Source organism: Paenibacillus aquistagni (assembly GCF_900177815.1).
GTDB lineage: Bacteria > Bacillota > Bacilli > Paenibacillales > Paenibacillaceae > Paenibacillus_B > Paenibacillus_B aquistagni.
The window spans coordinates 226,765-246,909 of record NZ_FXAZ01000002.1; the positions used below are offsets into that span (position 1 = coordinate 226,765).

Genomic DNA, 20,145 nt, shown 5'->3' on the forward strand with positions numbered 1-20,145 from the left:
CCGGCAGCCAATCATTCTATGCTGTATATTCTGATGCCGATAGGCGGCTAAGCTGCAGCGACAAGCTCATCTTATTCTGCAAGACGCTTCTCAAGCTGCGCTTTCTCTTCCTCATAGCCTGGTTTGCCAAGAAGGGCAAACATGTTCTTCTTATAGGCTTCTACACCAGGTTGGTCGAATGGATTAACCCCTAACAGATATCCGCTGATTCCGCATGCTCTCTCAAAGAATGTTACCAAGTACCCGAAGGAATATGGCGACATGTCTGGGATTGTCACGATCAAGTTAGGCACTTGCCCGTCTGTATGGGCAAGCATCGTCCCTTGGAATGCCTTCTTGTTGACAAAGTCCATCGTCTTGCCTGCCAAGAAGTTGAGTCCGTCTAGATCAGCAGGATCTTCTTCGATGGAGATCTGTTCTTTTACTTCTTCCACTTGGATAACCGTTTCGAACAGATTGCGGGAGCCTTCTTGAATGAATTGTCCCATGGAGTGAAGATCAGTAGAGAAGTCTACAGATGCAGGGTAGATGCCCTTGTAATCCTTCCCTTCGCTCTCTCCGTACAGCTGCTTCCACCACTCCGATACATAATGAAGAGATGGCTCATAGTTCACGAGAATCTCGATCGCTTTGCCTTTGCGATACAAGGCATTGCGCACAGCTGCGTATTGATAGCTCAAGTTCTCAGCCACATTCGGATTGTTGTATTCTGCAGCTGCATCTTGCGCGCCCTTCATCATCTCGTCGATGTCGATGCCAGCAACAGCGATCGGAAGCAAGCCTACTGCTGTCAAGACAGAGTAGCGGCCGCCAACATCATCTGGAATGACGAAAGTCTCGTAGCCCTCTTCTGTCGCTAGCTTCTTCAATGCGCCTTTTTCACGGTCCGTTGTTGCGAAGATGCGGTTCTTCGCTTCTTCCTTGCCGTATTTCTTCTCAAGCGCATCCTTAAAGATACGGAATGCGATCGCAGGCTCTGTTGTTGTGCCTGACTTCGAGATCACGTTGATCGAGAAGTCCTTGCCTTCAATCAATTGAAGCAAGTGAGCCACATATGTAGAGCTGATGTTGTTGCCTGCGAAGTAGATCTCAGGCGTATTGCGCTTGTCCTTCGGCAGCATGTTGTAGAAGGAATGTCCAAGCATTTCGATCGCTGCTCGCGCTCCAAGGTAAGAGCCGCCGATACCGATGACGATCATGACCTCAGAATTGTCTTGAATGCGCTTCGCTGCACTCTTAATGCGAGCAAATTCTTCTTTATCATAATTAAAAGGCAGATCGATCCAACCTAAGAAGTCTGAACCTACGCCAGTCTTATTGTGCAATTGTTCGTGGGCGAGACGAATCGGTTCTGCCAAATAATCAATTTCATGTTGTCCGACGAATGCCAATGCTTTACTGTAGTCAAATTGTATTTTTTTCGACATTGTACACCCTCCTCAGTATGTTTGCTTTTCCACTTTAACCCATGAAAATCTTATTTCTTAGAATACTGGATTTCGCATGGAAACACAAGGGAACAAAATCCCTAGAACTTTATTATACCATAAAAGTTATTTATCAATTTTCAACAATTCATGTATGAATGCGCTATCATCCCGGAAACCATCTTAAATTATGCTAAAATGAATAGAAGTCAAGTTAACCAAAGCTTTCGTTCAAGCCGTAATTCCGAATAAACATATCCCATTTTTCGTTGAGGTGACAGCCATCATGACAAAAGTAGCAGTATTAGGATTAGGTACAATGGGCGCCCCTATGGCGCTGAATTTGTTGCAAAAAGGCTTCGAGGTCATCGTGTACAACCGTACCCCTTCCAAAGTCGAGCCGCTTCGCGAGGCAGGCGCGCTCGTCGCCCAGCATCCGCGCGAGGCAGCTGCTCAAGCAGACGTCATCATAACGATGGTAAGCAATGACGCTTCCATCCAAGAAATCTACTATGGAGACAATGGCGTATTAGCGGGTATCCGCTCGGGTTCCATTGTGATCGACAGCAGCACGATTTCACCTTCGCTGTCTACTGCACTTTACAGCGAATGCCAAGCGAAAGAAGCACAATTTCTTGATGCTCCTGTAACCGGAAGCAAGCCTGCTGCAGAGGCAGGTACCCTGCTCTTTATGGTAGGCGGCGAAGAAGCCGCTCTTACACAAGCAATGCCTGTTCTTGAAGCAATGGGTACGCGAATTGTATATATGGGGCCATCCGGCAGCGGCTCTATTACAAAGCTTGCGCATAATACGATTGTGGGCATCAATAATGTCGCATTGGCAGAAGGCTTCTCCATTGTGTCCAAGGCTGGCGTGAACCCCACTGCCTTCCTTGAGGTCGTGCAGAACGGCAGTGCAGGCAGCAAGGCTGCGGAGCTTAAGGGGCAGAAGATCATCGACAGCAACTTCGACAATCAATTCTCCCTTGCGCTTATGCTGAAAGACCTTAAGCTGGCGTCGGTGCTGACCGATCAATTGCAGTCTCCTACGCCAATGCTCGAGCTGGCGAAGAGCATGTTCCAGATGGGACAAACGGCTGGGTATGATGAAGAAGACCTATGCTCTGTCGTTAAGATCTATGAACAGTGGATTGGACATGCGATCAATGCGGAGCGGAAGGCAGCAGAAAAGTAACATGCACGCTGCAGCATCACACTGAAGCCTTGAGCGGCGCGCTAATGCCTAGAGCAGCAGTATCAGCAATTACAGAAGATATGCAGTCAATCCATAAACTATGAACTAAACCCATTAGCCTGCAGCTATTGTGCTCGCTAATGGGTTTTCTTTATATCCCTTGCATCTTTGGCTCCTTTACAAGCTCGACCGCAGATAGACAGACCATGCGTGGACGCTAGTCCACCTCGTTCTCGATGATCATACGCAATAAACTCTCGCTGCTCTTCTCCAAGACCATCGGATATAGGGCTACTTTATCGGGGTTCAGCGCTTGAAGATCTTCGTATACGGCGGGAGAAGCATATACCTTATCCGCCCGTTCAAGCAATTCATGAAGCTGCTCCTGATCCTTCATTCCAACGGCATGTGCATGAATCTGCGTAATCCCTGCTTCTTGCACGCCGCTTGCCATCCATTGCCCGCCTGTCTTGCCCAGGCACACGAAGCCCACCTCGCTGTCTGGCTTCAGCTTCGCCATGTCCAGCAAAGAGGATAGTTCAATGGTCGCTCCAATGACGTAAAGCTTTTTCTCATAATGGGACATGCGATGCCTAACCTCTTCAGCATGATTCAGAGTCGTAATAATAACATTGGCCTGCTCCAATACGTCAAGTGCTGCCTCACCTTCCTGCGGCAGCTCTTCTAGGAACAACGTCTCCACTTGCGATGCGGTCACTCGCTCAATCTCTTGGCGGTAGAAGGAATGATCATGACCTTGGCATTCAATCAAGACAATGCGCGGAACCTCTTCTTTCTCAGAGGGATGCAGCAGCGTATACGCTAAGCCCGATATGAACAAATCAACCAGCGGGATGCCCTGCTTCTCCGCTACATCCATCATCTGAGTGACAAGCTGCTCAAGCGGCTTGCGCGCATGTTGGAGATGCTCCACCTTCGCATTATCCATCACTTGCGTGCCGCGTCCCTTCTGCATCTTGAGCAAGCCTTCATCGCGAAGCTGGGTGTACACAAGATTAACCGTATTTCGATTCAACCCGAGCGCATCTGCCAATTGGTTAGCGGAAGGAAGCATATCCCCAGGCCGAATCTCACCAAGTCCAATCAGCCACTTCAGCTGCTCCTTAAGCTGGGTGTTTACACTGAAGTTGATTCCCGAATCCACCTTTAATAGCAACTCTTTATTCATAGGGCATTCAAACTCCATTCACAGAAGATAATCACATTATACTATTCAACTAGACATTTATTTCACTGTACTCTTTCTGCTGCAACCATGCAACAGCGATCTGCTAAGCTGTACATCAAATAATTAAGACTTTCTGTCCTTCGTCCCCAATAAAAAAACGTTGACAGCTAAGAAAAGAATACGTAAATTATATTACATATTACTAGTTAACTATTAATTTAGTTATAAACTTATAAGGATGGGATGTCTAATGCATACTAAACCTCTGCTCACAAAGTACTTTGCTAAAATGACCGGTGCGGGAAGGAGCCCTCTGAAGGTGTCGCTTCGAACAGCTCTCATCGGATTTCTAGGCGGTTTTCTGGCAATCGGCCTGCTTGCTTACTTAACAGATCTTACATCAGCGATTTGGCTGATGGCTCCATTCGGGGCAAGCTGTGTATTGGCGTTCGGCGTATGGGAAGCCCCGCTATCCCAGCCTCGGAACATTATTGGGGGTCATCTGGTTTCAACTACAGTCGGCTTATTGCTGTTTCACCTATTCGGCAGCTCCTATTGGGTCATTGCACTTGGTGTCGGCTTATCGATCACCTTCATGCATCTGACTCGCACCACGCATCCACCGGCTGGCGCTAATCCCATCGTCGTCATCATGTCGGGAAGCTCGTGGTCCTTTCTCCTGTATCCTGTTTTGATCGGATCTTTGGTGATCGTACTCATCGCTTTGCTATTGAACAACCTCGACGAACAACGCCATTACCCCAAGTTCTGGTTTTGATCAAAAAGAAGCATACGGCAATGATGCATGCCTAATGCTCCAGCTTACACACCACTGTCACTTGCAGATCAAAGCTGTATTGCAAACAAAAAAGGACCTTAGATCCCACAAACGTGGGAGCTCTAAGGTCCTGCGTAATCATTATATGTCCCAGACTGCCGGGAATTTGACACATCAACTGCGGCTTTTCAAGCCATTATTCCCAGCTTCATGCTGCTGTTGCGTAACAGTTTGGTGTTTACATGATGCCGTGAAGTTACAGAAGCGCCTTCACGCGGCTAACCACGTTTTCTACCGTAAAGCCATACTCTTGGATCACTTTATCGCCAGGCGCGGAAGCACCGAATGTGCTGATGCCCAGGATATCGCCTTGATCCCCAACATAACGCTCCCAACCGAATGGAGAAGCCATCTCGATAGCAAGACGTGCTTTTACATCTGGCAGAAGAACGGAATCACGATATTCCTTCGGCTGCTTATCGAACAGATCCCAGCTTGGCATGGAGATGACACGAACTTGAATGCCTTCTTCAGCCAATGCTTGTTGTGCACGAACCGCGAGCTGTACTTCGGAGCCTGTTGCAATGATTTGCGCTTGCGGCTTGCCGTTAGGCGCATCCGCTACCACATAAGCACCGCGAGCAACACCTTCGCGTGCTGCTTCTGCCGTTCCTTCAAGGATCGGCAGGTTCTGGCGAGTCAACACGAGCACAACCGGATTGCCTTTGTTCTCCATGGAATACGCCCATGCCGCAGATGTCTCGTTGCCGTCAGCCGGACGAAGCACCGTGAGGCCAGGAATGATGCGTACCGAAGCCAATTGCTCGATTGGCTCATGGGTAGGGCCATCTTCCCCAACTGCGATACTGTCATGCGTGAGCACATAAGTAACAGGCAAGCCCATAATCGAAGACAAGCGAACCGCCGGACGAAGATAATCGGTAAACACGAAGAATGTACCGCCGAATACCTTCACGCCGCCATGAAGCATCATGCCATTCATTGCTGCCGCCATTGCAAATTCACGCACACCGAAGTAAATATTGCGTCCGCTATAGTCCTTCGCGCTGAAGTTCGTCAAGCCATTGAGATGCGTCATGGTTGAGCTCTCAAGGTCGGCAGAACCGCCAGTGAGGTAAGGAATTCGCTTCGCAAGGCCGTTCAGCGCGTTACCGGAAGCGACGCGTGTCGATACCGCTTTGTCGCTTGTTGCATACACAGGAAGCTCAGCATCCCAGTCTGCTGGAAGCTCGCCCGCAATCGCTTCTTTCAATTGCTTCGCAAGCTCTGGATGCTCCTGCTCGTATTTGGCAAGCAGTGCGTCCCACTCTTTATTTGCAGCTTCGCCCTTGTCTTGGACGTTCGCTTTGAAGTTGTCATATACGTCTTGAGGAACATGGAAGTCCTCATGCTCCCACTCATAATAGGCTTTAGTAAGCTTCGTTTCATCAGCACCAAGCGGTGAACCGTGCGTACCGCCATGTCCGCCCTTGCCTTGCTTGTTCGGGCTTCCGTAGCCGATTACCGTCTTCACTTCAATCAAGGTTGGCTTGTCCGCTACCGTGCGAGCACTGTTTACTGCAGCCTCGATCGCAGCCAAGTCGTTGCCATCCTCTACAAGCAGCGTTTGCCAGCCATATGCCTCAAAACGCTGACGAACATTCTCGCTGAAGCTTAGGTTGGATTCGCCATCAAGCGTAATATCATTGGAATCATACAGCACGATCAATTTGCCAAGCTTCAGGTGACCTGCGAGTGAAGCTGCTTCGCTTGCTACACCTTCCATCAAGTCTCCATCACCGCAGATCACGTACGTATGATGATCAATCAAGTTATATCCTTCACGGTTGTAAGTCGCGCCTAGCTGTGCTTCTGCCATCGCCATCCCTACAGCCATTGCAATCCCTTGACCAAGCGGTCCAGTTGTTGCTTCTACCCCTGCCGTATGTCCAAACTCAGGGTGACCTGGGGTCTTGCTTCCCCATTGACGGAAGTTCTTGATCTCTTCCATAGGAAGATCGTAGCCGCTCAGATGAAGCAGGCTATACAGCAGCATGGAACCGTGTCCTGCAGACAACACGAACCGGTCGCGATTCATCCAAGTTGGATTGCTTGGATTATGAGTCATGGCTTTTGCAAAAAGATGATACCCCATAGGGGCTGAGCCCATAGGCATCCCTGGATGGCCGGATTTAGCCTTTTCAATAGCATCAATAGCCAAAGTACGAATCGTAGCAATCGATAGCTGATCAATAGGTGTTGCTGTCATTGCTGATTTCCTCCCTCTCTATGTACAAGAAATGTAAGGTGAGAAATACTTCTATCGGAGTCCTTCGTGATGAACGACCGCGTATAGAGGTTATTTTATGCCGCATAAGAATGGTGATTGCGCCTCAGCGAAATACAAATATTCTTACAAGGTTACAGATGCTCGCCTTCATCTTGTCTATTTGTTGGTATTACTATACCATCACTTGAACATAATGCGAAGCCCGTGAACAAACTTTCACGAGGAATACAATGCCTAATAGCCTCCACAATGTTGCAGCAAGCGACAATACATAATAATAATTATAAATTAAAAACGCCTCTCAATCCATAGCCTATCCTTTATTCCTTTAAATCAAAACAATCAATGCTCATGACGGGACCGTTTTCTAAATCTCCGGTACAGCTTGCGAAGCCGCTCCAGCATCGGTTCAGACAGTCGAATCGTACAGACAGCAGATATAGGGCGATAGATCCAATGATAGGCTTGTCTTGTATCACGCCACACATGATCGCTTCCTTCCAGCAGAAAGTCGCTCACGTCTACTACTTTGCCCTTCCCCTTGTCATTGAATATATTTTTCCCATGAATGTCTCTTGGATTCAAGCCCCTTGAGCGCGCATACGCGAGCGCTTCATCTACATCTCGAATGACGGACGGCGGAATGCTGATCCCATGCAGCAGGCAATCATACAAATTTGTGCCGTACAGCCGCTTTAAGATCAAATATCCGTCGCCTTTATAATAACAGGCCGCATACGCGGGATGCGGACCAAGCCTTCTATAGACCTCTGCTTCCTCATCTAGTCCAGGCCGATTCCTCGCATATACCTTGGCAATCCAAGGAGAATCTCCTCTTGCGAGGACGGCAGCATAATTGCCTGTGCCCAGCAGCTGCCAGCCCTGAGGAATCCCTGATGCAACCACCGGGTCATCGCTGGACTCGCTGTTTACGCATAACGAATGCAGAAGCTCATCCTCAATCCACTGAATGGCTTGCATAATTTTGATATGTTCCATGGCTGTATCACCTAACCTTATTTACAGAACCACAGTTCAATATATCATCCAGACACAAATCCTTCCATCCTAATATGAAAAATAAAGACAAAATGAATGATTGAGCAGCATGCAAAAAAAGACTGGACTCGAATCAATCGTCGTCCAGCCTTCGTATTTTGATGACTACCCAGTGCTAATTAAACACCACCGTCTTGTTCTGATGCACGAGAATACGATCCTCCACATGCCAATGTACCGCACGCGCCAGCACAACACGTTCGATCGTACGACCGATGCGCTTTAATTCATTCACATCCGCGCGATGCGTAACGCGGCCCACATCCTGCTCAATAATCGGCCCGCCATCAAGCTCCTCTGTTACATAATGAGCGGTGGCCCCAATAAGCTTCACCCCGCGCTCAAACGCTTGGTGATACGGCTTGCCGCCAACAAATGCCGGCAGGAAGGAGTGGTGAATATTGATGATGCGGTTCTGATACTGCTCGATAAACGCAGGTGCAATAATCTGCATGTAGCGAGCTAAGATGATCACATCAGCACTGCCATTTACGAGCTCAAGCTGCTGCTTCGTCGCTTCGGCCTTCGTGTCATGCGTCACAGGGATATAATGATACGGAATATCAAAGGATTCCACATACTCTCTCATATCCTCGTGGTTGCTCACCACCATCGCAATCTCCGCATCCAAGTCGCCCGCCTGCCACTGCCAGAGCAATTCCAGCAAGCAATGATCCTCCTTCGATACAAAGATGGCTAGACGCTTCTTCTCGCTTACGCAGCTGATCTGCCATTTCATCTCAAAGCTGGCTGCAATCGCAGCAAAGTGCTCCTTCAAAGCAGGAAGCCGCTCATTCAACTGATCCATATCGAATTCGATCCGCATGAAAAACATGCCGCCCTCTGGATCCATCGTATATTGATCAGACTGTACAATGTTGGCATGGTGCTCAAAAAGAAACTGCGATACCGCAGCGACAATCCCTGCCCGATCCGGACAGGATATCAGCATCCGTGCTCGATTCTCATTAACCTTGCTTTCTTGCGAGTGAGACCTAGTCAGTTGGTGTGTCATCTCCGCTCCATCCCCCATTGTTAATGAATCATATCTAGGCTTATTAGCCATGCCTTAATCTCTACTGCTCACGAGCGTTGCACCTTGAGTACTGCACTCATGATTATTGCACTCATGATAAACAACTACGCCTGAAGAGCTTGCTCGCCCGCCAGCCATACGGTAATGCGTTGGTTCAGTTCTTCTTCTGTGCGATCAGGCAGCACTTGCCCCTCGACAGCCTTGTCGTACAATCGCTCAAGCGGCTCGCGCGGGTCCGCCTTTTTCGCTTTGGCATCATTTTTAAGCAAAGTCCAAGTATCGATGACAAAGGAACGACGGTCAATGCCTTCATCAGCAAAGAAATGAGCTAGTCGCTCTACATCTGTAACAAAGTCTTGTCCAAAATGAGCAGCAACATTGCCGCGAAGAAGTGCGATCTCCGCCTCATACATCGGACGCTGCTTCTTCGAATCCTTGCCGATCCACGGCGTCTCCAAGATAAACGGACGGCCTTGCAAAGCCTCATGCTGCACAACGCCATTAATGCCTTCAAAACCAATCCAGCCAGATCCCACCGGCGTGTGACGGTCTTTCCCAGCCCCCACTGGATTCTTGCTGTCGTTGAGATGCACGACCGCAATGCGGTCAAGCCCAACGGTCTGGTCGAAGTTCTTCAGAACGCCATCCAGATCGTTGACAATGTCATAGCCTGCATCGTGAATATGGCAGGTATCAAGGCAAACGGACAAGCGTTCATTGAACTCTACCTTGTCAACTATCGCAGCAATTTCTTCAAAGCTGCGGCCGATCTCTGTGCCTTTTCCAGCCATCGTTTCAAGCGCAATATTCACGTCGGTATCATTCGTATTGCGAAGAACCTCATTCAGCCCTTCTGCTATGCGGTTAATGCCATATTCAGCATCTTTATCCGTATAGGCGCCAGGATGAAGCACAATTTGCTTCACACCGACATAATGCGTCCGCTTGATCTCTTCTTGCAGGAAGCTTACCGCCAAATCAAACGTATTGGATTTGTACGAGCCAAGGTTAATGATATACGGAGCATGAACGACAATTTCCTCGACACCGTTCTTTGCCATCAATTCCTTGCCTTCCTCAATATATAACGATTCAATCGGTTTGCGACGCGTATTCTGCGGCGCTCCCGTATAGATCATAAACGAGCTGGAGCTATAGGTGGCCGCTTCTGTCGCCGCCGACAATAACCCTTTGTCAGAAAATGATACATGTGATCCGATTTTAAGCATATTACAGCTCCTTTCAAGATATTTCTTTATTTTACTAGGAATATCGAAATAAATCTAGGAATGCGGTATAATTCAAGTTGTATTCATTAGCAAATTAAGGTAAATAAACGAGGTGAAGGCAGATGATCCATTATTCCTTGCTTCCCCTAAATACATCAGGGCCGCCCAATTGGTTCATGAACTCTATCGCCTTTTGGGGTTTGATTATGCTCGGGTTTATGTCTATCGGGGGATTCTTTATGTTTCGCAAGTTTCTCAAGGTTCTGCCGATGAGAGACGGGAAGTCCAAGCTCGATTGGCAGAATTATTGGGTAGAGAAGAGCAGAAGCCTATGGACTGAAGAATCCAAAGAACTGCTTCAATTGCTCGTGCAACCCGTTCCTAAAGCTTTTCGCGATATTGCAGCACACAGCATCGCAGCGAGGATTGGACAGATCGCAGTCGAGAGCGGTGCTTCTCAGGTAACAAAAGATCATGTAATCGAAGGCTATATCAAGGCTACCCCGAAGCGCGATCATTCTTATTTGGAAAAAACCTTGAAGCGCCATGAGATTGACTATGCTCGCTTCAAGCATCTTCTGCAGTAGAGCGAAGTATACTTAGAATATCCATTATTCATAGAGTGCAAACGAGCTGCATCCAAATATCGCATTGTACTCCCGAGACAGCAGCCCTATGACAGCCATGCGATGCAGCATCTGTCACTCGATCATTAGACTCTGGACCCTAAGGGGGAGGTCGCTATGCATGTACTTATTACTGGAGGAACGGGACTCATTGGACGCGCCCTCGTTCGCAGCTTGCAGGCTGATGGTCATCGGGTAACCGTCATTACACGTTCCCCTGTTAATCAAGAGAACACAGACGAGCAGGTTACCCTTACTCGATGGACAGACTTCCAGCAGAGCGGACCTCAGATGGTGGATGCGGTTGTTAATCTCGCTGGCGAAACGATCAACCAAAGATGGACTGTTCAAGCGAAAAATCGGATAACCGCTTCCCGAACCCTTTCGGCTAGGAGAATTGCGGAGTGGTCAGAATCGCTGGGCCACCCCATTCCACTCCTGATCAATGCTTCAGGGATCTCCATATACGGAAGCTCCAATACAGGAATATTCGATGAATCAAGCACTCAGCAAGGGGATGACTTCCTGGCAAGAGTCGTTCAGAAGTGGGAGGAAAGCGCAGACCGAATTCCAGCGGAACGAACGGTTAAGCTGAGAATTGCTCCTGTATTGGCCCCTAAGCAGGGCGTATTCCCCACAATGGCCCTCCCCTTCAAGCTAGGAGTGGGCGGACCTGTCGGTTCAGGGAAGCAGCCATTTTCATGGATCCACCTGGATGACATGATACAATTAATACGATTTATTATGCAGGAGCCGTCTGTGTCCGGAGTGGTAAACGCTGCTGCGCCTGAATCCTTGAGCAATGGAGAGTTCGGCAGAACAATTGCCAAGGTGTATCGTCGTCCATACTGGATGCCTGTCCCCTCTTGGATGCTTCATCTGCTCTTCGGGGAGATGTCCTCCCTGCTGCTTGAGGGACAACATGTATATCCAGCCAAAGCATTAGAGCATGGATTCGCCTTTCAATATGGCACAGCAGAACGTGCTGTCCAAGCGATCAAGCAATGCGAAGCACAGGCCACTTATTAGTCATATAAGGCCGCGCTCAAGGTACATCCAAGCTGCTCCATTAAGAGATAAATAAATAAGCATCCATGCCGGTCTCGCGTGACGCACATTCGAAGCCGTTGTGGATGCTTATTTATAGGGATAGATGTTCTTTCCCCAAGATACCATTACATATTCCAGTACCTTACTGTTCTCCTACGAAGCCAAACAATCAGCTTAGTTAGAATACCTTACTCTGAATGCCATCTTGGAAAGTATAGCTGCAACGAGGATCATAACTTATAAGCCTGCCAGCCCATCATTCGATATAACCTATAAAAACATATCGTATAGCTATCATATTGTTTTCTTTAACTTATTAAAGCGTTATAACCTATGAGTGCGTCTTAACCTACATATTCCTTGCTCTGTAGCTTATTTGTTCCGTGTAACTTATCTTTTCTCGCTCTGTAGCTTATTCGTTTCGTGTAACTTATCCATTTCTCGCTTTGTATCTTATTATGTGTTCCGTGTAACTTATCCTATCTAACTTATACGTGCTTCTTGCTCTTTTGTTCTGTCCTACATTTGTAAAATTGGATTTGATATTATATTTCTTACAATAATAAACATCCTGCATCAATTCAATGAACAGAAGGCAGCGCTTATAAGCTTTCGTTGTCAACTTATATACATAATCGGTATCTTTGGAAAATTTGTTTATTCTTTCAGATTCAAATCAGCAGCAATTCGGTAATGACATTGCCATTCATACTGCCCTATAGATGATGAATAATGAGAATAGTATTCCCAAGCTTTAACCGTGCTCGGTCATCAAGAGCATACTTCTTATATGGAACAAGAAGCTCTCCATTCAGTTCGGTGCCATTCTTGGAGCCCAGATCCTGAACGGTGTAACAGCCCGCCTCATCCTTCTCCAATTCGCAATGAAGCTTTGATATTCCCGCTTCTGCAAGCACATAATGAACGCCCTGATTAGAACGCCCCAAGACATAAGGCCATTCCCCTGCAATTCTCTCCTCAGACAGTGTACTTCCATCTCGAGCTAATTTTTCAATTCTAAGCTGCCCTAATGGAAGATCTTGACCTCCATCCGCAGTATTGGATGGGAGCAGCAATGCAGTAGCATCCTGTGGTCCCCCGCTTAATATTGAAGTATGGGCGGAAAGCATAGCATAATGCCTTTCCATTGAAGAGGATTTATAATCCTCATCACTCCCTTGATCCCTGCCTCCTCGTCTTTCGTGCCACCCATGCTCTGTATTGCGTTCTTCATAAGAAGAAGGGCTTTCTAATGGACTAGAACGAACTTGCTGATAAGGGTGCGAATGGACATTAGGAAAGCTGGAAGCACCGTGAGCTGCTTGTCTTGGCGTGAACTTGTCATGGGCTGTCCTTTGCTCCACATCACTATTCATTGTTGATAAGGCATGATTAGAGTCTGACTGAATGTCTCTAATAGGACGCGAGGGCTTACTCTTTCTCTTCTCCCGTGTTCTCTTTAATTGTGATGTAAGCTCTATTGAAGCGAAGTCAGGCAGCAGGGGATCACCGCTATCCTTCTTTGCTTGTCTTCTTCGCTGTGGTTCCACCGTTGGCAGCCGAAGCATGGAATGAAACCATCCCTTCCACCAACCATAACCTACAATAGCCCCAATAACGGTAGCTCCAATGCTCAGAATCAACCCCGTTGCATTCGAAGATGTGAAATAACCAAACTTCCAGCCCAATGCAGCAATAAATAATGAAACGCCCAAACTGATTATTAGGGATTGTGTCGGCTGTTCTTCCTCGCTGTCTTCCTCCTCATCAAAACCCCAATCGACTTCATGTGAAGTTGAATTTCGAATATTCCTCTCTATGTTCATATCATCTGCCTGAACCGATGGCTGCTCGGTTATCCCGAACGGCAATCTTATGCTCTCTCGCTGCTCCATGCTCCCCGATGATTGTCGATCCGCATAGGTCAGTTCCTGGTTCATTTCTTCTTGCCTTAATCCCATTGAGTATTCAACCCTATGCGAGCTGCTTTCACGCGGATGAAAGTCAGCACGATGAAGATCAGGTTGAACGATTGGCTGATATGCCATCATCGATTGGACAAAGTGCTGAATTTGTTCTATTGATTGGCTGTCGTCATGCAGCTTACGAATCAGCTGTTGGAAGCCATCTGAGCTCCAATGCTGTACAATACCCGACAACTGCACCGCAAGCCGTCTAAGTCCTTCCAACGCGGCCTTCGCATGAAGTGGATCATTTGTTGGAATGTAGGGGACAAACAATTGACCCTGCTGTACCCCACCTTGCACAAACATAAATTGCTCATGCAGCAGCAGGTGATTAGGGCTGAGCATATACTCTCGACAGTCGATCAATAACTTTAGAAGCTGAAGCATCCATTCATAATACTGCTGCTCAGACAACTGCTCACTTCGTATTAGCTGCTGCAGCATCCGTTTACCGCTAATCTCATATTGCAAAGTTACGTCAAAGTCGAGCTCTTGCATATCAACATGCAGAATATGAGGGATTCGATTTCGCTGAAGCATTTTTAGAGAGTGGATATCCATATCATGCGAGCGAAGAGCAGGCTCACGATGCAGGAGCATCAGAATTTGGCCCTCATGGAAGAACTCAGCTGTATATCCGTACATTTCACCTCCTCCTTTCCTGCCTTCTTGGCGCATTAACCGATAAAATAGGCTACAAGTGCCGCGGGAAACACCGCGATCATAAATGGAAATGTAGCAGGTCGCTTCAAGTGTTCCTTTAACACGACAAGATTGCGCAGCCCTAGTGTCACTAGAATCACCTGTGCAAAACGTGTGCCATAGGATCGGAAATGATAGAGCAGCAGAAACAGGCCAATCATTCCGCCAATGAGAATAGAATAAACAAAGATACTCCACACTAAAGCTGCTCCAGCCCAAGCTCCTAATGCAGCAAACAGCTTCACATCCCCGGCCCCAACTACCTTGAACAGATAGAGCAGGAACAAGAGCAGGAACCCGAGCAGCATTCCTGCTCCGCTGAACCACAATCCAGATATGCCCTGTGTAACGACATAATAGAGAAGGCCTAGACCAGTGCTTGACACAGTCAGCCCATTAGGAATCTTCCGGCTCTTGATATCTGTAATACTCGCCGCCCCTAGAAGCACCATGGCAGCTGCATCTGTTATCATGCTGTTTCCCTCCAATAAAGCCGCGAATCTGCAAATGATTCATTATTCCACCCCAAAGCTCATATCGCTAGCAGCTCCGCTCTCTGATATGACCTTAAGCCGCCACCTTCCTTCTGTTGTAGAACCAGAAACATGCCAGTCCCAGGAAACATTTCCTTCTGTATCTGCTTGCTTCCATACAAGGCCTTTCGCTATGCTTTCTCCGCTTTTGTAATATACAATGAGCTTCACTTGCTCATGAGGAGCAGCCTTCGCTGTCAGCTTTGCGCGATGCCCCGGCTTCAAAGGATTAGGCTCAATGCTCACAATCTGAGGCGCTTGCTTATCTTGATCTGATCCCGATGATTGTGTCTCTGGAGGGGGACCGTCTCCAATCCAGGCTCTTTCGGATGCTCTAGCCGTTAAGGTGACCGTCTTCATCAGTAGAGGAACTCTCATCGGCAAATCATATTCCACCTGCAAAGCTACAAATGGCTCCCGCTTCTCCTTCAGATCCGGCAGCCTAAGATGGGTCACACGGACTTTGTCTGGCTTCAAGATGTGCTGAACCCCGTAACGCTGCAGCAGGGGGTGAAACAGCGCCTGCCCGACAGCAGCCTGCGCCTGTTCGCCAAGCGCCTCTGCCTGTTCAGCAAACCAAGCCCCCGCATCCTGAGCAATTCCGGACAACGGCTCTGGCAGGTCTGATCCAAACTGATGAACAAATTGCTGCGCTGTAAGCTTCATCAGCATAGCAGGCGGGCGAGAGAGTGCTTGCCCAAGAGCTCCTGTCTCTGTAAGTGGCGGCGCGTTCTCTACCACCTTTTGAATAGGATAGAGATGGGCTGCAACCTGCTTAACGGCATTAGACGCCGCAGACTGCAGTGCGGTAGAGATTACAGCTGCTTGAATCAGGTATACAAAGAATAAAAACAGAAGCAAAATCATAGGGAGCAGAATGGAGGCTTCAACAACAATGCTGCCTTCGGTTTGCCGCCATCCCTTATCAGCTCTAGTAGGAATAGGCGGAGACGCGCGACGTCTCATAATACCCATCCTTCACCTCCCCTTCCAATGCGCCAGCTTGTCCAAGCATCTTCATCATTCCAGGCAAGAACCACAGCTTCATCCTAGCTTCAAGATGAATCTCGCCATATGTCCTCTGCTTTATGGGATCAATGCCGGTATTGTAATGAATTAAGGCAAGCATGCGTATCAGCATGTCCTCCTTGTCACCATGCATCATCATGAAGAGGCGCAAAAAATCGCTGTAGGATAAACGGATATTCGGAGTATACATGGATAATGGAACTGCATTCGCGGTCACAAGTTGGATCATATCGCTGAGTGCCATGCTGAAGCCTTTGGCTACTGCACATGCCAAAATGATGAGGGGATGAGCGCCTCCCGCACATTGAACGAAGCCTTCCATGGTCCGTATGGCAAGCCGCATAGCAAATATCTCGCCATATGCAGCCGCGATATTCTTCATCGGATCATGATAGCCATACATGACATACTCCAATTCTTGATTATGTATGCTTAAGGACTGAATGAGCTCTTCGGTTGGATTTTTGGAAGTAAACAGTCCCTTAAGCTTAGTAGGATCATAGCTCGTAAAATAATTGAATGCATATTCATTGCGATACAACCGCTCACGTGCGCCAACCATGAATTCTCCCAGACCAGAATAAAGATCATCCATCCCTTCCATAGACTGTTCGGCTGCATCCGAAGGATCTTGCTTAATGCGTCCGCTATAGTCCCCCTCTGACATCGGCTTCTGATTGTATGCTCTAATCGCTTCAGCCTTCGCTTGGATATCCTGATAAGCAGCTCGATGAGCCTGAAGGGATTGATCCATATTAGTCAATGTAGACAATAAGCTGGTCACTTGATTTAAGCTCTCGTTCGCCTCCTTCTCCAACCTCCTCCGTTCATTATTAGAAGCCTTAAGCTTGGATATCTCCGCTTCGCGGTCCGTTATGATGTTATTCGGATTCTTCACATAATCGCGGTTGTACTGCTCCCACAGCCGCCACATGCTTGTTACCGCCCCTCTTAAACCAGAAGCTGACCCTCCACCCCCAAGAGCGCTTCCTACTACAGATTGAAAGGAGCCTGCTTCGCTATCCAGCAATGCGTAGCTCGTCTTCTGCTTCTGAAGTTCGGTCTCATATTCTTCGAAGAAGCTATCAGGCAGCACCAAGGAATCCACTGACTCATTGACCGTCTTCAACTTCTCGGAAACATCCGATTGACCTGCATCTCCCACAGAAGACTGGTTTACCTGATTATAGCCTTCACCCTGCTGGGAGGCTCTCACCTGCTGAATCGTGGTCTTCATCTGTTGATTTAAGATTCTCGCTTGCTGCAGAGCTTGAATAGAGCGGTCGATCTGCGTGGCATGCCTGCCCTGTGCTCGGCTTGCTGAGCGTCTTATGCTGTCAGACATATTTCTTGCACCATTCTCGTACTGCTTGATCGAGCTGCCATGGATCTTCTCCTCTTCTTCAAGCTCGGCATCCTCTCGAACCATTCGAGCATAATCTGCATATTGGGTGGCGATATCTGAAGCAAAAGAGATGGACCCCACCGGATCATCTGAATACAAAAAACGAATATCATCTGCAATACGGTGTCCAATATCCGAGCTTACCGCTTCATCTCGCGCCTGCTTTTGGAATCGAAGCGCATGGTCTAGCTCCTTATTGCGTTTGTCAAAGTCCTTGCGAACTTTATTTAGGAGCTCTGTCGTTTGCGCAGCCTCCTGCATGGCACCTGATACAGGCTTCATCTTGCCGATCAATTCAAAGGCAACCTGAACGGGGGCTTTATATTTCATATCCTCCATAATCTGTTGATCAAATTGTTCCAGTCTCCCTAGTGGGCGAGTAATAGAAGAAGAATGCTGATCCACCTCCATTGTTACCCAAGTAAAGCCTTCGGCGCCTTTTGGCGCATGGTCGCTAAGCACCTCCTCCGCAATAAGAGCGGGATCCGTTTGCCCGTATGCAAACAATCCATATCGTTCTTGAAGTGAAGGTTCGTAAGCGGACATGATCGAACGAATCGAGGTTTGTGCCGAAGCCTCGGTCCGCCACTCGAAGGCCGCAATTCGAGCATAATCGATGAGCACAGCCATGATGGAAAAGACAACCATTGTAACAAAGATCAAAAAGATAGAGACTGCTCCCCGGTCACCTTTTCTTAGCGAACAAGAACCCCTTCTTCGAAAAAATAATAGGATCTTGCTTAAGGCCCACGTATTCTTCATCACATTATCTCCTTGTTCCGTCTATGGTTTGGCCGCATCGGATACCACTTGCCCTGCCCGCTTGGGACTTGCTCCCAAGTGATTCATAGCTTGAATCTTCGTTGTCATATATCTAGCAAATTCTACGGTTCGAATAAATTCAACAGGCTCGACAATAGCGCTGATCGAAGCTCCTTCCAGCTTGATTCGCTGACCTGTAAGCTTCTCAAAGCTGTTATCGAACACGGACCGCTTGACCGCAGCCGTTAATGTCCGCTCAACAAAGGCACTGCCGAAGGACACCTCTCCCAAGTAAGCATGAGGCAGAAATTGCGCTCCCAATGCCATCTTCTTCTCAGGCAGACTGCCACCATGAGATGATGCCGGCAAGGATATGGTGTAGCTGGTTCCATCTGCTCCCCCTCCTCCAAAGACGCGATCCAGCATCTTGTCCTGCAGCAGACGCCAATACAGCGGATCTCTCTTTAATTCTGGATATTGCCCTGTCTTTGGGTCCTTATAGCTGTTATCCCAGACAACAGCTCCCCGGTCTGAGGCAAGCGCCGCTGCATGCGTAGTGATAACCATCAAGTACATGTACATACCGAAAAACACGATGGCGATCGTACTATATAAAATAATGGGAAGGACAAAGGACGCTTCAATCATGAGGGTGCCGTCCTCAGACGAAGCTTGTCTTAGCCCTTTACGGAGCTTCACCCGGCTTCGGTTGATGATGGATCGAAGATGAATGAATGTCATCCTGCATACCGCTCTTTACTTAAAGATTTCATTGGACTTGGTTTTGGTCTTATTGAACAAGTCTGTAATAAAACTTTCGATTTGTTTGCGGAACAATAAAGCGATCACAACAATAATAGCGATAATAACGACTAGCTCAACGGTTCCAAGACCATCCTCCTCCGTCCAAAGATTGTTAGCTTGCTTGGTAATCGCATTTAGCATTGATAATCTCTCCTTTGTGTAACAAATAGGGATTACTGCATCATCAGCAGTGCCGGACCGCCAACAAGTGCCAACAACACGAGAAACATAAGCATCATAGGAAAAATAAGCTTGGTGGAAACTTCTTCCCCGCGCATACGCGCAACCGCCTTGCGCTTCTCCCACAGCTGCCTGCCGAGATCTTCCATGGCAAGCACGAAGGATTGCCCTCCTCGCTTTTGATTGATCAGCAGAGTAGTAGAGAACATAGCGGCTTCCTGAATGGCACAGCGCTTGGCAAATTGCTCCATGGCTTGTGGAAAGGCATAGCCATTAGCAACATCCTTAAGCATACGATCAAGCTCAAGATATAGAGGATGCTTGCTCTCTCCCCGCTTGCGTTCGAGACATGTCTGCAGCGCACGGGGAACGGTCTCGCCTGCTTGAACGAGCAAAGTCAGCTTGCTAAGAAGCTCTGGAAGCTCTAGCTGAAGGTCCTGACGCTTCCGTTCTGCTCGACTTAATACGTCCTTCCACTTTGCAAGTGGGAGAATGATTCCTAGTACAAGACCTCCAAACATGTTCATAAAGCTTCCATCTGTGATCGCTGCCAGCAAAGGTCCGATGAGAAGACCCGCATAAAGGTAGAATCCGAGCTCAGCAGTTATGAAACGAAAACGATTGTGATAGTCATGGGGGCCATGCAATTGAAATATAGCTTGTCTTAGCGGCATGAGAACGGGATGGGTATCAAGAGTGGACTGATATCGCTTGAGGATGGTAAGCATCCAGGGGAGCCACTTGCTCAGCTTTTTCAGCTCTGGAGCGTGAGACAACAGTTCTTGATACTCAGCATAGCTTCGTTGATTGCCTACCCACAGCAGCAAGAATCCCAATGCGAATAATGAGAGCCACAGCCAGATTGGGAGCATCGTCCCCCTCCT

Annotated in this window: 17 protein-coding genes; 4 read left to right on the forward strand and 13 right to left on the reverse strand. The window is 48.0% G+C overall.

The window, feature by feature from the left end:
• Positions 1–71: 71 nt before the first annotated feature.
• Positions 72–1,427 carry a glucose-6-phosphate isomerase gene (locus tag B9Y93_RS09805; RefSeq protein WP_085494238.1) on the reverse strand — a complete coding sequence of 452 codons (1,356 nt, stop codon included), beginning with the start codon at positions 1,425–1,427 and terminating at the stop codon, positions 72–74.
• A gap of 286 nt (positions 1,428–1,713) precedes the next feature.
• Here B9Y93_RS09805 and B9Y93_RS09810 point away from each other — a divergent pair, with 286 nt between their 5' ends.
• Positions 1,714–2,622: an NAD(P)-dependent oxidoreductase gene (locus B9Y93_RS09810; RefSeq protein WP_085494239.1), complete on the forward strand. Its 909-nt coding sequence runs from the start codon at positions 1,714–1,716 to the stop codon at positions 2,620–2,622.
• 217 nt (positions 2,623–2,839) lie between these two features.
• On the opposite strand, the gene B9Y93_RS09815 is transcribed toward B9Y93_RS09810, so the two are convergent.
• The gene (locus B9Y93_RS09815; RefSeq protein WP_176228884.1) at positions 2,840–3,811 is read right to left on the reverse strand and encodes a GntR family transcriptional regulator; all 972 of its coding nucleotides are present in this window, start codon (positions 3,809–3,811) and stop codon (positions 2,840–2,842) included.
• A 250-nt stretch (positions 3,812–4,061) separates the two neighbouring features.
• Between B9Y93_RS09815 and B9Y93_RS09820 the strand changes: the two genes are divergently transcribed.
• On the forward strand, positions 4,062–4,589 hold the full coding sequence (locus tag B9Y93_RS09820) for an HPP family protein (protein WP_240968161.1): 528 nt from the start codon (positions 4,062–4,064) through the stop codon (positions 4,587–4,589).
• Positions 4,590–4,845: 256 nt separating this feature from the next.
• Here the strand turns inward: B9Y93_RS09820 and tkt are convergent, their stop codons facing one another.
• The 4 genes from tkt to B9Y93_RS09840 form a co-directional block, all read right to left on the reverse strand.
• Positions 4,846–6,858, reverse strand: coding sequence for a transketolase (gene tkt / locus B9Y93_RS09825; RefSeq protein ID WP_085494242.1), 2,013 nt, complete (start codon positions 6,856–6,858; stop codon positions 4,846–4,848).
• Between the two features lie 363 nt (positions 6,859–7,221).
• On the reverse strand, positions 7,222–7,878 hold the full coding sequence (locus B9Y93_RS09830) for a protein kinase family protein (protein WP_085494243.1): 657 nt from the start codon (positions 7,876–7,878) through the stop codon (positions 7,222–7,224).
• Between the two features lie 175 nt (positions 7,879–8,053).
• Positions 8,054–8,953 (reverse strand): formyltetrahydrofolate deformylase, encoded by a 900-nt coding sequence (gene purU, locus B9Y93_RS09835; RefSeq protein ID WP_085494549.1) that lies wholly within the window; start codon positions 8,951–8,953, stop codon positions 8,054–8,056.
• A 125-nt stretch (positions 8,954–9,078) separates the two neighbouring features.
• Positions 9,079–10,203 carry a deoxyribonuclease IV gene (locus tag B9Y93_RS09840; RefSeq protein WP_085494244.1) on the reverse strand — a complete coding sequence of 375 codons (1,125 nt, stop codon included), beginning with the start codon at positions 10,201–10,203 and terminating at the stop codon, positions 9,079–9,081.
• Positions 10,204–10,325: 122 nt separating this feature from the next.
• Between B9Y93_RS09840 and B9Y93_RS09845 the strand changes: the two genes are divergently transcribed.
• Both B9Y93_RS09845 and B9Y93_RS09850 read left to right on the forward strand, forming a co-directional pair.
• On the forward strand, positions 10,326–10,790 hold the full coding sequence (locus B9Y93_RS09845) for a DUF2621 family protein (RefSeq protein WP_085494245.1): 465 nt from the start codon (positions 10,326–10,328) through the stop codon (positions 10,788–10,790).
• Positions 10,791–10,946: 156 nt separating this feature from the next.
• The gene (locus B9Y93_RS09850; protein WP_085494246.1) at positions 10,947–11,858 is read left to right on the forward strand and encodes a TIGR01777 family oxidoreductase; all 912 of its coding nucleotides are present in this window, start codon (positions 10,947–10,949) and stop codon (positions 11,856–11,858) included.
• A gap of 737 nt (positions 11,859–12,595) precedes the next feature.
• Here B9Y93_RS09850 and B9Y93_RS09855 read toward each other — a convergent pair.
• The 7 genes from B9Y93_RS09855 to B9Y93_RS09885 are packed head-to-tail and all read right to left on the reverse strand — an operon-like array spanning position 12,596 to position 20,133.
• On the reverse strand, positions 12,596–14,491 hold the full coding sequence (locus B9Y93_RS09855) for a DUF6382 domain-containing protein (RefSeq protein WP_176228885.1): 1,896 nt from the start codon (positions 14,489–14,491) through the stop codon (positions 12,596–12,598).
• A 32-nt stretch (positions 14,492–14,523) separates the two neighbouring features.
• Positions 14,524–15,021 (reverse strand): prepilin peptidase, encoded by a 498-nt coding sequence (locus tag B9Y93_RS09860; protein ID WP_085494248.1) that lies wholly within the window; start codon positions 15,019–15,021, stop codon positions 14,524–14,526.
• Between the two features lie 42 nt (positions 15,022–15,063).
• The gene (locus B9Y93_RS09865; protein ID WP_244903356.1) at positions 15,064–16,056 is read right to left on the reverse strand and encodes an AAA family ATPase; all 993 of its coding nucleotides are present in this window, start codon (positions 16,054–16,056) and stop codon (positions 15,064–15,066) included.
• The gene (locus B9Y93_RS09870) at positions 16,013–18,277 is read right to left on the reverse strand and encodes a hypothetical protein (protein WP_085494249.1); all 2,265 of its coding nucleotides are present in this window, start codon (positions 18,275–18,277) and stop codon (positions 16,013–16,015) included. Before B9Y93_RS09870 ends, B9Y93_RS09865 begins: the two co-directional genes overlap by 44 nt.
• A 21-nt stretch (positions 18,278–18,298) precedes the next feature.
• Positions 18,299–19,018 (reverse strand): TadE/TadG family type IV pilus assembly protein, encoded by a 720-nt coding sequence (locus tag B9Y93_RS09875; protein WP_085494250.1) that lies wholly within the window; start codon positions 19,016–19,018, stop codon positions 18,299–18,301.
• Positions 19,019–19,033: 15 nt separating this feature from the next.
• The gene (locus B9Y93_RS09880) at positions 19,034–19,222 is read right to left on the reverse strand and encodes a Flp1 family type IVb pilin (protein WP_085494251.1); all 189 of its coding nucleotides are present in this window, start codon (positions 19,220–19,222) and stop codon (positions 19,034–19,036) included.
• A 32-nt stretch (positions 19,223–19,254) separates the two neighbouring features.
• A complete protein-coding gene (locus B9Y93_RS09885) occupies positions 19,255–20,133 on the reverse strand; it encodes a type II secretion system F family protein (protein ID WP_085494252.1) in 879 nt (292 codons plus the stop codon).
• Positions 20,134–20,145 lie beyond the last annotated feature (12 nt).

Excerpts from the sequence above, each read along its gene's own strand:
- B9Y93_RS09805 (WP_085494238.1), bottom strand. The coding sequence starts at position 1,427 with ATGTCGAAAAAAATACAATTTGACTACAGTAAAGCATTGGCATTCGTC.
- B9Y93_RS09810 (WP_085494239.1), top strand. The coding sequence starts at position 1,714 with ATGACAAAAGTAGCAGTATTAGGATTAGGTACAATGGGCGCCCCTATG.
- B9Y93_RS09815 (WP_176228884.1), bottom strand. The coding sequence starts at position 3,811 with ATGAATAAAGAGTTGCTATTAAAGGTGGATTCGGGAATCAACTTCAGT.
- B9Y93_RS09820 (WP_240968161.1), top strand. The coding sequence starts at position 4,062 with ATGCATACTAAACCTCTGCTCACAAAGTACTTTGCTAAAATGACCGGT.
- tkt (WP_085494242.1), bottom strand. The coding sequence starts at position 6,858 with ATGACAGCAACACCTATTGATCAGCTATCGATTGCTACGATTCGTACT.
- B9Y93_RS09830 (WP_085494243.1), bottom strand. The coding sequence starts at position 7,878 with ATGGAACATATCAAAATTATGCAAGCCATTCAGTGGATTGAGGATGAG.
- purU (WP_085494549.1), bottom strand. The coding sequence starts at position 8,953 with ATGACACACCAACTGACTAGGTCTCACTCGCAAGAAAGCAAGGTTAAT.
- B9Y93_RS09840 (WP_085494244.1), bottom strand. The coding sequence starts at position 10,203 with ATGCTTAAAATCGGATCACATGTATCATTTTCTGACAAAGGGTTATTG.
- B9Y93_RS09845 (WP_085494245.1), top strand. The coding sequence starts at position 10,326 with ATGATCCATTATTCCTTGCTTCCCCTAAATACATCAGGGCCGCCCAAT.
- B9Y93_RS09850 (WP_085494246.1), top strand. The coding sequence starts at position 10,947 with ATGCATGTACTTATTACTGGAGGAACGGGACTCATTGGACGCGCCCTC.
- B9Y93_RS09855 (WP_176228885.1), bottom strand. The coding sequence starts at position 14,491 with ATGTACGGATATACAGCTGAGTTCTTCCATGAGGGCCAAATTCTGATG.
- B9Y93_RS09860 (WP_085494248.1), bottom strand. The coding sequence starts at position 15,021 with ATGATAACAGATGCAGCTGCCATGGTGCTTCTAGGGGCGGCGAGTATT.
- B9Y93_RS09865 (WP_244903356.1), bottom strand. The coding sequence starts at position 16,056 with ATGGGTATTATGAGACGTCGCGCGTCTCCGCCTATTCCTACTAGAGCT.
- B9Y93_RS09870 (WP_085494249.1), bottom strand. The coding sequence starts at position 18,277 with ATGAAGAATACGTGGGCCTTAAGCAAGATCCTATTATTTTTTCGAAGA.
- B9Y93_RS09875 (WP_085494250.1), bottom strand. The coding sequence starts at position 19,018 with ATGACATTCATTCATCTTCGATCCATCATCAACCGAAGCCGGGTGAAG.
- B9Y93_RS09880 (WP_085494251.1), bottom strand. The coding sequence starts at position 19,222 with ATGCTAAATGCGATTACCAAGCAAGCTAACAATCTTTGGACGGAGGAG.
- B9Y93_RS09885 (WP_085494252.1), bottom strand. The coding sequence starts at position 20,133 with ATGCTCCCAATCTGGCTGTGGCTCTCATTATTCGCATTGGGATTCTTG.